The sequence below is a fragment of the Kitasatospora sp. NPDC024654 genome (assembly GCF_055559155.1).
The window spans coordinates 1-14310 of record NZ_JBVHLF010000127.1 but is presented as its reverse complement, the minus strand read 5'-3'; the positions used below and the strand labels follow the sequence as shown (position 1 = coordinate 14310).

2 protein-coding genes are annotated in these 14310 nt (G+C 76.6%); both read left to right on the top strand.

The window, feature by feature from the left end; genetic code table 11:
- The coding region (locus ACZ38L_RS35920) for an SDR family NAD(P)-dependent oxidoreductase (RefSeq protein WP_465701622.1) at positions 1-3389 on the top strand (3389 nt) is incomplete at its 5' end.
- A 73-nt stretch (positions 3390-3462) separates the two neighbouring features.
- The coding region (locus tag ACZ38L_RS35915; protein ID WP_465701620.1) for a type I polyketide synthase at positions 3463-14310 on the top strand (10848 nt) is incomplete at its 3' end.

Below are 14310 nucleotides of genomic sequence, written 5' to 3'. Positions count from 1 at the left end.
CCACCCCCCACCACCTCCAAATCCGCATCACCACCCCCGACCCCACCCACCGCCGCACCCTCACCATCTCCTCCCGCCCCGAACACGCCACCCACTGGACCCTCCACGCCACCGGCACCCTCACCGCCGACCCGCGGCCGACCGAACCGGACCTGATCGGCTGGCCGCCCCCGGAGGCCGAGCCGGTGGAACTGGACGGCCTGTACCAGCGGTTCGCCGAGGCCGGCTACGGCTACGGGCCCGCGTTCCAGGGGCTGCACGCGGCCTGGCGGCGCGGTGACGAGGTGTTCGCCGAACTCACCCTCGACCCGCGCCAGCACGCCGACGCCGCCGGCTGCACCGCGCACCCGGCGCTGCTGGACGCCGCGTTGCAGGCCGTGGCGCTGCTGGCCGGGCGGGACGGCCAGGCCCGGCTGCCGTTCAGCTGGACCGGGGTCACCGCCCACGCCACGGGCGCCACCTCCCTGCGGGTCAGGGTCAACGCCGACGGGCCGGAGGCGGTGAGGCTCGCGGCGTACGACCTGGCGGGCCGCCCGGTGCTCACCGTCGACTCGCTGGTGCTGCGCCCGGTGCCCGCGGACATGCTCACGCCGGCCGCCGGAACCGACCGGCTGTTCCGGCTGGACTGGCAGCCCGCCCCGTCCCGTCCGGGCACGACCTGGACCGCCCTGGACGCCCTCGGCGAGCACGACCCGGTGCCGCCCGTCCTGCTCGCCGACTGCCCGACCGGCGGGGCGACGGATCCGGCCGTCCGGCTGCACGAGACCGCCACGCGCACCCTCGCTCTGGTCCGCGACTGGCTGGCGGCGGAGCGGTTCGCCGACTCCCGGCTGGTGTTGCGGACCCGCGGCGCGGCGCACACCCGGGCCGGCGACCCGCCGACCGACCTGGCCCAGGCGGCGGTCTGGGGGCTGCTGCGCACCGTGCAGAGCGAGCACCCCGACCGCTTCGTACTGCTGGACACCGACCGCCCGACCGCCCCACCCGCCCAGCTGCCGCTCGACGGCGAGCCCCAACTGGCGCTGCGCGGAACCGAGTTCCTCGTCCCCCGACTGATCCCGGCGGCCCGTCCCGACCTGTTGGTGCCACCGGCCGACGCGCCGGCCTGGCGGCTGGAGACCACCGGAACCGGCAGCCTGGACGGCTTGGCGCTGCGCTCGTACGACCCCGAGCCGCTGGGCGCGGGCGAGGTGCGGCTCGCGGTCCGCGCGGCGGGCCTGAACTTCCGCGACGTGGCGGTGACCCTCGGGCTGACCCCGGACCAGCAGGGCCTGGGCAGCGAGGGCGCGGGGGTGGTGCTGGAGGTCGGCGCCGAGGTGACCGACCTGGCTCCGGGCGACCGGGTGCTGGGGATCTTCGGCTCCGCGTTCGGTCCGGTGGCGGTGGCCGACCGGCGGACCGTGGCACGGATCCCGGACGGCTGGTCGTTCGCCCAGGCCGCCTCGGTGCCGATCGCCTACCTGACCGCCTACTACGGCCTGTTCGACCTGGGCGGTCTGCGTCACGGCGAGTCGGTGCTGATCCACGCCGCGACCGGCGGGGTCGGCACGGCCGCCGTCCAGCTGGCCCGGCACGCCGGGGCCGAGGTCTTCGGCACGGCGAGCGAGCACAAGTGGGACGTGCTGCGCCAGGCCGGCCTCGGGGAGGGCAGGTTGGCCTCCTCCCGCACCCTGGAGTTCGCCGACCGGTTCCTGGTGGCCACCCTCGGGCGCGGGGTGGACCTGGTGCTCAACTGCCTGGCCCGGGAGTTCGTGGACGCCTCGCTGCGCCTGCTGTCGGACGGCGGCCGGTTCGTCGAGCTGGGCAAGACCGACATCCGGTCGGCGGCCCGGGTCGCGGCCGACCACCCGGGGGTCGCCTACCGGGCCTTCGACCTGCTGGAGGCCGGGCCCGAGCGGATCGGCGAGATGCTCACCGAGGTGCTGGCGCTCTTCGACCGCGGGGTGCTCACCCCACCGCCGCTGACCTGCTGGGAGGTCCGGGAGGCGGCCGAGGCCTTCCGCCACCTGGCGCAGGCCCGGCACGTCGGCAAGAACGTGCTGCTGCTGCCGACCGCGCCGGACCCGGACGGCACGGTACTGATCACCGGCGGCACCGGCACGCTGGGCCGTCTGGTGGCCCGGCACCTGGTGACCCGACACGGCGCCCGCCACCTGCTGCTGGCCAGCCGGCGAGGGCCGGCCGCCGAGGAGTCCGCCGCTCTGGTGGCCGAGTTGGCCGAGCTGGGGGCGCGCACCACCGTGGCGGCCTGCGACGTGGGCGACCGTGCGGCGCTGGCCGAGCTGCTGGGGCGGGTGCCGAAGGACCGTCCGCTCACCGTCGTGGTGCACGCGGCCGGCCTGCTGGACGACGCGCTGGCCGAGTCGCTGACGGACCAGCAGCTGGTCCGGGTGCTGCGGCCCAAGGCCGAGGCGGCGATCGCGCTGCACGAGCTGACCGTCGACGCGGACCTGGCGGCGTTCGTGCTCTTCTCCTCCGGCGCGGGGCTGCTCGGCACGCCCGGGCAGGCCAACTACGCGGCGGCCAACGCCGCGCTGGACGCGCTGGCGCGGCAGCGGCGGGCCGAGGGCCGGCCCGGGCTGTCGATCGGCTGGGGCCTGTGGGAGGAGCGCAGCTCGCTCACCGCACGGGTCGGCGAGGCGGAGCTGCGCCGGATGGCCGGCGGCGGGCTCGGCGTGCTCCCCACCGCCGACGGCCTGGCCCTGCTGGACCTGGCACTGGCCGGCCCGGCCCCGTACCTGCTGGCGGCCCCGCTGGACCGGACGGCGCTGCGGCCGGACGGTCCCGCACTCTGGCGCGGGCTGGCCCGTGGACCCCGGTCACGGCCCGCGGCCGTCACCACCGGCCCGGCCCCGGCCGGCCTGCTGGAGCAGCTCGCGGCGCTGGGCCCCGCCGAGTCGCACCGGCTGCTGCTCGACCTGGTGCGCGGCCACGCCGCCGCCGTGCTCGGACACGCCTCACCGGAGCGGATCCGGGCCACCCGGCCGTTCAAGGAGCTCGGTTTCGACTCGCTGACCGGCGTCGAGCTGCGCAACCGTCTGGCGGCCGCCAGCGGGGTGCGGCTGCCGGCCGCGATGGTCTTCGACTACCCGACGCCGGAGGCGCTGGCCCGACACCTGGCGGCGAAGGCGGCCGTCCGCTCCACGAGGAGCGAGGCAGCCGACCCGGCGGCCGTGCTGGCCGGGCTGGACCGGCTGGAGGCGCTGCTCGCCACGCTCGGCCCGGACGAGCCGGTCCGCGACGAGCTGTCGCGCCGGCTGCGCGAGGTGCTCGCGCGCGGCACCGACCGGTCACCGGCGGCCGACCAGGCCGTCACGGCCACCGAGATCACCGCCGCGACCGACGACGAGATCTTCGCGTACATCGACCGGCAGCTGGAGGGCTCGTGAGACCCCCGCGCCCGCCGAGGCGGGCGCACGCGCTGGACTCCCCTCCCGACCAGAAGAAGGTGCAGGACAACCGGTGAGCGAGCAGAAGCTGCGGGACTACCTCAACCGCGTGACCATCGACCTCCAACAGACCCGGCAGAAGCTGCGCGAGGCCGAGGCGAAGGGCCACGAGCCGATCGCGATCGTCTCGATGAGCTGCCGGTTCGGCGGCGGGGTCAACACGCCGGAGGACCTCTGGGAGCTGCTGGCCGCCGACCGGGACGCGATGACCGGCCTGCCGGGCGACCGGGGCTGGGAGCTGTCGGCGCTGGCCGCCGGCGGCGCACCGGCGCGCGGCGCGTTCCTGGACGACGCGGGCGGCTTCGACCCGGCGTTCTTCGGGATCTCCCCGCGCGAGGCGCTGGCCATGGACCCGCAACAGCGGCTGCTGCTGCTCGCCTGCTGGGAGGCGGTGGAGCGGGCCGGCATCGACCCGCTCGCGCTCCGCGGCAGCGCCACCGGTGTCTACGTGACGGCCGTGGACCAGGGGTACGGGACGCTCGGGCGAGGCGCCTCGGAGGCGGTCAAGGGCTTCCTGATGACCGGCAACGCGATCAGCGTGCTGTCCGGCCGGGTCTCCTACGTGATGGGCCTGGAGGGTCCCTCGCTGAGCGTGGACACCGCCTGCTCGGCCTCGCTGGTGGCGCTGCACCTGGCCGCCCGGGCGCTGCGGGCCGGCGAGTGCTCGCTGGCCCTGGTCGGTGGCGCCAACGTGATGGCACTGCCCGGCGCGTTCCTGGAGATCGCCCGGCAGGGCGGGATGGCGGCGGACGGGCGCTGCAAGCCGTTCGCGGCGGCGGCCGACGGCACCGGCTGGGGCGAGGGCGTCGGCGTGCTGCTGGTCGAGCGGCTGAGCGACGCACGGCGCAACGGGCACCCCGTCCTGGCGGTGCTGCGCGGCTCGGCGATCAACCAGGACGGCGCCAGCAACGGGCTGACCGCGCCCAACGGCCCGTCCCAACAGCGGGTCATCCAGGCCGCGTTGGCCGACGCCGGGCTGAACCCCGCCGAGGTGGACGCGGTGGAGGCGCACGGCACCGGCACCCGGCTCGGCGACCCGATCGAGGCGGACTCACTGCTCGCCACCTACGGCCAGAACCGTGAACACCCCTTGTGGCTCGGATCGTTGAAGTCCAACATCGGGCACACCCAGGCGGCCGCCGGGGTGGCGGGCGTGATCAAGATGGTGCTGGCGCTGCGGCACGGCGTGCTGCCGCGCACCCTGCACGTGGACGCGCCGACCCCGCACGTCGACTGGTCGGCGGGCGCGGTCGAGCTGCTGACCGAGGCCCGGGCCTGGCCGGGCGGGGGCCGGCCGCGCCGGGCCGGGGTCTCCTCGTTCGGGATGAGCGGCACCAACGCGCACGTGGTACTGGAGGAGGCTCCCGAGCCGGAGCCCGCGCCCACCGTCGCGCTCGACGCGGCGCCGGTGCCGTGGCTGGTCTCCGGGCAGAGCCCCGAGGCGCTGCGGGCCCAGGCGGCCCGGCTGACCGCGCACCTGTCGGCCCGGGCCGGGCTGCGCCCGGCCGACGTCGGCTTCTCGCTGGCCACCGCGCGCTCGGCCTTCGAGTACCGGGCGGCGGTGGTGGGCACGGACGGCGGCGAGCTGCTGCGCGGACTGGCCGCGCTCGCCGAGGGCGGCGCCGCGCCCGGCACGGTCACCGGGCGCGCCACCGGCGAGCGGGAACGGACCGTCTTCGTCTTCCCCGGGCAGGGCGGGCAGTGGCTGGGCATGGCCCGCGAACTGCTGCTGGAGTCCCCGGTCTTCGCCCGGTCGGTGGCCGACTGCGCGGAGGCACTGGAGCCGTTCCTGGGCTGGTCGCCGACCGGGGTGCTGCGGGACGAACCGGGCGCGCCGCCGCTGGAACGGATCGACGTGGTGCAGCCGGTGCTGTTCGCGGTGATGGTGTCGCTGGCCGCCCTCTGGCGCTGCTACGGGGTCGAGCCGGACGCGGTGGTGGGGCACTCGCAGGGCGAGGTGGCGGCCGCCCACGTGGCGGGCGGGCTGTCGCTGCGGGACGCGGCGAAGATCGTCGCGCTGCGCAGCCGGGCCCAGCTGACGCTGTCCGGGACCGGCGCGATGGCCTCGGTCAACCTGTCGGCCGACGCGGCTCGCGCGCGGCTGCGCCGCTGGGAGGGTCGGCTGTCGGTCGCCGCGGTGAACAGCCCGGCCTCCGTGGTGGTCTCCGGCGACCCGGCCGCCCTCACCGAGCTGCTGGCCGAGTGCGCGGAGGCCGGGATCCGGACCCGGCGGGTGGCCGCCGACGTGGCCGGCCACTCGGTCCACATGGACGGGCTGCGCGAGGAACTGCTGGCGGCGCTGGCCGACATCCGGCCGCGCGCCGGCGAGGTGCCGTTCCACTCCACGGTCACCGGCGGACGGTTGGACACCGCCGAGTTGGACGCCGGCTACTGGTTCCGCAACGTGCGCGAGACGGTGGAGTTCGACGCGGCGGTGCGCTCGCTGCTGGCGCCGGGCGACGCGGTCCTCCTCGAGATCAGTCCGCACCCGGTGCTGACCGTGCCGGTGCAGGACGTGGCGGACGACCTCGGCCGCACCGGCAGCGTGGTGCTCGGCACGCTGCGCCGGGACGAGGGCGGGCTGCGTCGCATACTGGCCGCGCTCGCCGAGGCCCAGGTGAACGGCGTCGCGGTGGACTGGTCGGCGGCCTTCGCCGGGCACCGGCCGAGCCTGGTGGAGCTGCCCACCTACGCGTTCCAGAACCGGCCGTTCTGGCTTGAGCCGGCGGCCGGGAGCGCCGCGGCGGATCCGGCGGACGCGGCGTTCTGGGCGGCCGTGGAGCGCGAGGACGCCGACGCGGTCGCGGCCACCCTCGGGGTGGCGCCGGAGGCCTGGCGCGAGGTGCTGGCACCGCTGGCCGGCTGGCGCCGACACCGCCGGGACCAGAGCGTGCTGGACGGCTGGCGCTACCGCCTCGCCTGGCGCCGGCTGGCCGAGCCGGCAGCGGGTGCCCTGACCGGCAGCTGGCTGCTGGTCGGCTCCGCCGGCACGGCGGAGCCCTTGGCCGACCGGCTGGCCGCGCTGCTCGCCGGGCACGGCGCCGAGGTGGTGCCGGTGCTGGTGGACGGTCCCACGGCCGACCCGGCGGCGCTGGCCGCGCGGCTGCGCGAGGAGCTGGACGGGCGGGCGCCGCTGGCCGGCGTACTCAGCCTGCTCGCCCTGGACGACCGGACGGTCCCCGAACTGCCGGCGCTCCCAGCGGGTTTGGCGCTGACCACCGCGCTGGTGCGGGCACTGGACGAGGTGCCGGCGCGGGCGCCGCTCTGGTGCCTCACCAGCGGCGCGGTCATGGCCACCGACGCGGACCGGCTGAGCCACCCCGCGCAGGCGCAGACCTGGGGCCTGGGCCGCGTGGTGGCGCTCGAACAGCCGCCGCTCTGGGGCGGGTTGGTCGACCTGCCGGCCGAGGCCGACGAGCGCGCGCTGGAGCGGCTGGCGGCGCTGCTGGCCGGCGACGGCGCGGAGGACCAGCTCGCGCTGCGCCCCGACGGGGTGTTCGCCCGCCGCCTGGTCCGCGCCCCGAAGGCACCGGCCCGGCGCGACTGGCGGCCGCGCGGCACCGTGCTGATCACCGGTGGCACCGGCGGGCTGGGCAGCCACGTCGCCCGGCACCTGGCCCGGACCGGCGCGGAACACCTGGTGCTGGTCAGCCGGCGCGGCGGAGAGGCGCCCGGCGCCGGCGAGTTGGCCGCCGAACTGGGCACGCTCGGCTGCCGGGTCACGCTGGCCGGCTGTGACCTGGCCGACCTGGCCGCGCTGCGTGCGCTGGTGGCCGGGCTGGCCGAGGCCGGTGACCCGGTCCGCGCGGTGCTGCACACCGCTGCCGCCGTGCAGTTGGGAACGGTCCGGGAGACCGGGCCGCGCGAGCTGGCGGCCACGCTGGAGGCCAAGGCGCTCGGCGCGGCCAACCTGGATCAGGTCTTCCACGACACCGAGTTGGACGCCTTCGTGCTCTTCTCCTCGGTCTCCGGGGCGTGGGGCAGCGCGGACCACGGCGCGTACGCGGCCGGCAACGCCTACCTGGACGCGCTGGCCGAGCACCGGCGCGGCCGGGGCCTGGCCGCCACCTCGATCGTCTGGGGCATCTGGAGCGCGGCCGGCGGCGGGCTGGCCACCAGCGAGTTGGAGCGCCAACTGCTGGAGCGTGGCATCCCGTTCATGGATCCCCGGCTCGCGGTGGCCGGCCTGCAGCGGGTGTTGGACGACGACGAGACGACCGTGCTGGTCGCCGACGTGGACTGGGCACGCTTCGTGCCGGTCTTCACCTCGGTCCGGCCCAGCCCGCTGATCGGCGAGATCCCCGAGGTCCGGGCGCTGGCCGAGGCAGCCGAGGCGGACCGGCCGGCGGACGGCGAGGTGGGCACCGCGCTCCGCCACGAGCTGCGCGGCCGGTCCGACGCCGAGGTGCGGCGGATCCTGGTGGACCTGGTCCGCCGGCAGGCCGCCGAGGTGCTCGGACACGACTCCCCGGAGGCGGTCGAACCAGCCCGGGCCTTCCGGGAGTTGGGCTTCGACTCGCTGACCGCGGTCGAGCTGCGCAACCGGCTCAACGCGGCGACCGGGCTGCGGCTGCGCACCACCGTGGTCTTCGACCACTCCTCGGCCGAGGCGCTGGCCGACGCGCTGCGCGGACAACTGCTGGGCGGGGAACCGGAGTCGGCGGTGCCATCGGCCGTCGTGCCGGGCGACCCGGCGGAGCCGATCGCGGTGGTGTCGATGAGCTGCCGGTTCCCCGGTGGCATCGACGAGCCGGAGAAGCTGTGGCAACTCCTGCTGGACGGCGGCGAGGTGGTGGGCGCGCTGCCCACTGACCGCGGCTGGCCGGCCGACCTGTACGACCCGGATCCGGACCGGGCCGGCCACTCGTACGTCCGGGAGGGCGGGTTCCTGCACGACGCGGGCGACTTCGACCCCGCCTTCTTCGGGATCTCGCCGCGCGAGGCGGTCGCCATGGACCCACAGCAGCGGTTGCTGCTGGAGAGCTCCTGGGAGGCGCTGGAGCGGGCCGGGCTGGACCCGGCCGGGCTGCGGGAGAGCCGGACCGGGGTCTTCGTCGGCGTCAACTACCAGGACTACAGCTCGATCGCGGCCGCCGGCGCGCCGGAGTCGGCCGAGGGCCACCTGGTGGCGGGCGCGGCGGCCAGCGTGGTCTCCGGCCGAGTCGCCTACACCCTGGGGTTGGAGGGCCCGGCGGTCACCGTCGACACGGCCTGCTCCTCCTCGCTGGTGGCGCTGCACCTGGCCGCGCAGGGGCTGCGCTCCGGCGACTGCTCGCTGGCGCTGGCCGGCGGCGTGGCGGTGATGGCCACCCCGGGCGTGTTCATCGGCTTCTCCCGGCAGCGCGGGCTGGCCGCCGACGGGCGGTGCAAGGCGTTCGGCGCGGGTGCGGACGGCATGGGCCTGGCCGAGGGCGTGGGTGTGGTGCTGCTGGAGCGGCTCTCCGACGCGCGGCGCCACGGGCACCCGGTGCTGGCGGTGCTGCGCGGCTCGGCGGTCAACCAGGACGGCGCCAGCAACGGTCTGTCGGCCCCCAACGGGCGGGCCCAGCAGCGGGTGATCCGGCAGGCGCTGGCCAACGCGGGCCTGTCCGCCGCCGAGGTGGACGCGGTCGAGGCGCACGGCACCGGCACCACGCTCGGCGACCCGATCGAGGCCGGCGCGCTGCTCGCCAGCTACGGACAGGACCGTGAACAGCCTTTGTGGCTCGGCTCGTTGAAGTCCAACATCGGCCACACCCAGGCGGCTTCCGGCGTGGCGGGGGTGATCAAGTCGGTGCTGGCGCTGCGGCACGGGGTGCTGCCGAAGACCCTGCACGCGGACGAACCGACCCCGCACGTGGACTGGTCCGCGGGCGCGGTCGAGCTGCTGACCGAGGCCCGGCCGTGGCCGACGGTCGACCGACCGCGGCGGATCGGCGTCTCCTCGTTCGGGTTCAGCGGCACCAACGTGCACGTCGTGCTGGAGCAGGCCCCGGAGGTCGAACCCCGGCCCGCGACCGAGCAGGCGCCGGCCGAGCTGCCCTGGCCGCTCTCGGCGAAGACCGGCGAGGCGCTGGCCGCGTCGGCCGGGCGGCTGCGTGCCGTCGAGTCGGACCCGGTGGACGTCGGCTTCTCGCTGGCCACCGGGCGCGGCGCGTTCGAGCAGCGCGCCGTGCTGCTCGGCGGCGACCGGGCGGCCGGGCTGGCGGAGCTGGCCGCGGGCGGGGCGGCGCCGAACCTGGTGCGCGGGGTGGCCGACACGGGTGGCCGGCGGGTCTTCGTCTTCCCCGGGCAGGGCTCGCAGTGGCCCGGCATGGCCGCCGAACTCCTCGACACCCAACCCGCGTTCGCGCGGCGGATGACCGAGTGCGAACAGGCCCTGGCACCGCACGTCGACTGGCAGCTGACCCGACTCCTGCGCGGCGGCGAGCCGTTGGAGCAGGTGGACGTCGTGCAGCCGGCACTGTGGGCGGTGATGGTCTCGCTGGCCGCGCTCTGGGAGTCCTGGGGCGTGCTGCCCGACGCGGTGCTCGGGCACTCGCAGGGCGAGATCGCCGCCGCCGTGGTGGCCGGCGCGCTCACCCTCGAGGACGGCGCCCGGGTCACCGCGCTGCGCAGCCGCGCCCTGCGCCGCCTGGAGGGCGCCGGCGGGATGGTCTCGGTCGGCCAACCGCTGGAACGCGTCAGGCAGTTGATCGAGCCGTGGGGCGAGAGCCTGTCCGTCGCGGCCGTCAACGGCCCGTCCGCCGTGGTGGTCTCCGGCGCGAGCGCCGCCCTCGACGAGCTGGTCGGGCGCTGCGCGCAGGACGGCACCCGGGCCCGGGTCGTCCCGGTGGACTACGCCTCGCACTCGGCGCAGGTCGAGCGGATCCGCGCCGAGCTGGCCGAGCTGCTCGCCGGGCTGCGGCCGATCGCCGGCCGGGTGCCGCTCTTCTCCACGGTGACCGGCGACTGGCTGGACACCACCCGGATGGACGGCGACTACTGGTACCGCAACCTGCGGCGGACCGTGCTCTTCGAGCCGGCCGTGCGCGCGCTGGCCGAGCAGCGCTACCAGGCCTTCCTGGAGGTGTCGCCGCACCCCGTGCTCACCCTGCCGGTGCTGGACGGCGCGGCGGCGGCCGGCGCGCCCGACGTGTTGGCGACCGGCACCCTGCGGCGCGACGAGGGCGGCCTGCCGCGCGTGCTCGCGGCGGCGGCCGAGCTGTGGGTGCGCGGCGTGCCGGTCGACTGGGCCGCGGTGTACGCGACCAGCGGCGGGCAGCGGGTCGAACTGCCCACCTACCCCTTCCAACGGCAGCGCTACTGGCTGACGCCGGGCGCCCCGGCGGTTGGCGCGGAGTCGGACGACAGCGCGTTCTGGCGCCTGGTGGAGGGCGCCGACCTGGCCGAGGCGGCACGCGGCCTGGCGGTGGACGCCGAGTCGCTGGGCCAGGTGCTGCCCGCGCTCAGCGCCTGGCGGCGGCAGCGGCAGGAGAGTTCGGCGCTGGAGTCCTGGCGCTACCGCGTCCAGTGGCAGCAGGTGCCACCGCCGGCGGCGAGCGCGCCCGGCGGCCGCTGGCTGGTGGTCGTGCCCGGCGGTCACCGGGCGGACGCCCGGGTGACCGCGCTGGTCGAGACGCTGGCCGCGCACACCGAGGAGGTCCGCACGGTCGAGCTGACCGACCGTGCGGTGGACCGGGCGGCGCTGGCCGAGCGGCTGGCCGACAGCGCGACCGGCGAACTCGCCGGGATCCTCTCGCTGCTCGCGCTGGCCGGCGAGCCGCACCCGGCCCACCCCGCGCTGCCGACCGGCGCCGCGCTCACCCTGGCCCTGGTCCAGGCGCTCGGCGACCTCGGGGTGGCCGCGCCGCTCTGGTGCGCCACCGAGGGCGCGGTCTCGGTCGGCACCGGCGACGCGCTGACCGCACCCGGCCAGGCGCTGGTCTGGGGCACCGGCATGGTGGCCGGGCTGGAGCACGCGGCCCGCTGGGGAGGCCTGCTCGACCTGCCGCCGGTGCTGGACTCGCGCGCGCTGCGCGCCGTCCGCGCCGTGCTGGCCGGCGCGACCGGCGAGGACCAGCTCGCGGTCCGCCCGTCCGGCCTTTACGCCCGCCGGCTGGTCCGGGCCCCGCGCCCGGCCGTCCCGCGCCGGACCTGGCGCCCGCGCGGCACCGTCCTGGTCACCGGCGGCACCGGTGCGCTCGGCCCGCACATCGCCCGCTGGCTGGCCCGCGGCGGCGCCGAGCACCTGGTGCTGCCCGGCCGGCGCGGCGCCGACGTCCCGGGGGCGGCCGAACTGACCGCCGAGCTGGCCGAGTCGGGCACCCGGCTGAGCCTGCCGAGGTGTGACCTGGCCGACCGCGCGGAGGTCGCCCGGCTGCTGGCCGGCCTGGAGGAGCGGGGCGAGCCGGTCACCGCCGTCTTCCACGCCGCCGCCTACATCGAGCTGGCGCCGCTGGACGGCACGCCGGTCGACTCCTTCGAGCGGGTGGTCGCCGCGAAGGCCGCCGGCGCCCGTCACCTGGACGAGCTGCTGGACCGCGAGCTGGACGCGTTCGTGCTCTTCTCGTCGATCGCCGGTGTCTGGGGCAGCAGCAACCACGCGGCCTACTCGGCCGGCAACGCCTACCTGGACGCGCTGGCCGAACACCGCCGCTCACGCGGCCTGAGGGCCACCACCGTCGACTGGGGCGTCTGGAAGGCGGCGAACCCGTGGACCGTGCGGGAGACCGTCGACGACGCCGACTTCTACCGGGTGCAGCGCCAGGGCCTGCCGCTGATCGACCCCGAGCCGGCCGTGACCGCGCTGCAGCACGCGCTGGAGGACGACGAGACCGTCATCGCGCTGGCCGAGGTGGACTGGCCGCAGTTCGCGGCGGTCTTCAGCTCGGTCCGCCCGAGCCGGCTGCTGACCGGGGTGCCCGAGGTCCGCGCGCTCGGCGAGTCGGCCGCCGCGCCGGCCGCGACCCCGGCCGCCGCCGTGCTGCGCGAGCGGCTGAACGGGCTGCCGGCGGCCGAGCAGACCCGGGTGGTGCTGAACCTGGTCCGCGAACACGCGGCCGAGGTGCTCGGCCACGGCTCGGCGGAGGCCGTGCCACCCGGCCGAGCCTTCCAGGAGCTGGGCTTCGACTCGCTCACCGCCGTCGAACTGCGCAACCGTCTCAACGCGGCCAGCGGCCTGCGACTGCCGGCCACCCTGGTCTTCGACTACCCGTCTGCCGGCGTACTGGCCGAGCTGATCAGGTCCGCCGTGCTCGGTGAGGGCAACGTCGGGCCGGCCGGCCCGGCCGTGCGGGCGGCCGAGCCGGACGAGCCCATCGCCATCGTCGCGATGGGCTGCCGGCTGCCGGGCGGGATCGCCACCCCCGAGCAGCTGTGGCAACTGCTGGTCGACCGGGGCGACGTGATCTCCGAGTTCCCGGTCAACCGCGGCTGGCCGCTGGAGACGCTCTTCGACCCCGACCCGGACCGGCCCGGCACCTCCACCACCCGCTACGGCGGATTCCTGCACGACGCGGGCGACTTCGACGCCGAGTTCTTCGGCATCTCGCCGCGCGAGGCGCTGGCCATGGACCCACAGCAGCGGCTGTTGTTGGAGACCTCCTGGGAGGCGATCGAGCGGGCCGGGATCGACCCGGTGGCGCTGCGCGGCAGCAGCACCGGGGTGTTCACCGGCGTCAACTACCAGGACTACGCGGCCGCGGTGGCCCAGTCCGCGGAGAACGAGGGCCACCTGCTCACCGGCAGCGCGGCCAGCGTGGTCTCCGGCCGGGTCGCGTACACGCTCGGTCTGGAGGGCCCGGCGATCACCGTCGACACCGCCTGCTCCGCCTCACTGGTGGCGCTGCACCTGGCGGCCCGGGCGCTGCGCGCGGGCGACTGCTCGCTGGCGCTGGCCGGAGGCGTCGCCGTGATGTCCACGCCGGGCGCGATCGTCGGGTTCTCCCGGCAGCGCGGGCTCGCCGCGGACGGCCGCTGCAAGGCGTTCGCGGACGCGGCCGACGGGATGGGCATGTCGGAGGGGGCCGGCGTGCTGCTGGTCGAGCGGCTGAGCGACGCCCGGCGCAACGGGCATCCGGTGCTCGCGGTGCTGCGCGGCTCGGCGGTCAACCAGGACGGCGCCAGCAACGGCCTGTCGGCGCCGAACGGCCCCTCGCAGCAGCGGGTGATCCGGGCGGCGCTGGCCGACGCGGGCCTGACGCCCGACGAGGTCGACATGGTGGAGGCGCACGGGACGGGAACCACGCTCGGCGACCCGATCGAGGCACAGGCGCTGCTGGCCACCTACGGTCAGCAGCGACCGGCGGAACTCCCGCTGCTGGTCGGCTCGTTGAAGTCCAACATCGGGCACACCCAGGCCGCCGCGGGAGTGACCGGGGTGATGAAGGCGGTGCTCGCCCTGCAGCACCGACTGGTCCCGGCCACCCTGCACATCGACCGTCCGTCCGGCAAGGTGGACTGGGAGCAGGGTGCGCTCTCGCTGGTCACCGAGGCCGTGCCGTGGCCGGAACTGGACCGGCCGGCCCGGGCCGGGGTCTCGTCCTTCGGCATGAGCGGGACCAACGCGCACGTGATCCTGGAGGAGGCGCCGACCGTCGCCGTGGAGCCGCCGGTACCGGGTGACGGGCCGGCGATCTGGCCGCTCTCCGCGCGCACCCCGCAGGCGCTGGACGCCCAGGTCGAGCGGCTGCGCGAGCACGTGACCGCCACGGACGCCGAACCACTGGCGGTGGCACGGGCGTTGGCGGGACGGACCGCGTTCGAGCACCGCGCCGTGCTGATCGGCGACCGCGACCAGCTGCGAGGCCGGGAGACTCCTGGACGTACCGTCTTCGTCTTCCCCGGCCAGGGCTCCCAATGGCCCGGCATGGCCGCCGAACTCCTCGACACCCAACCCGCG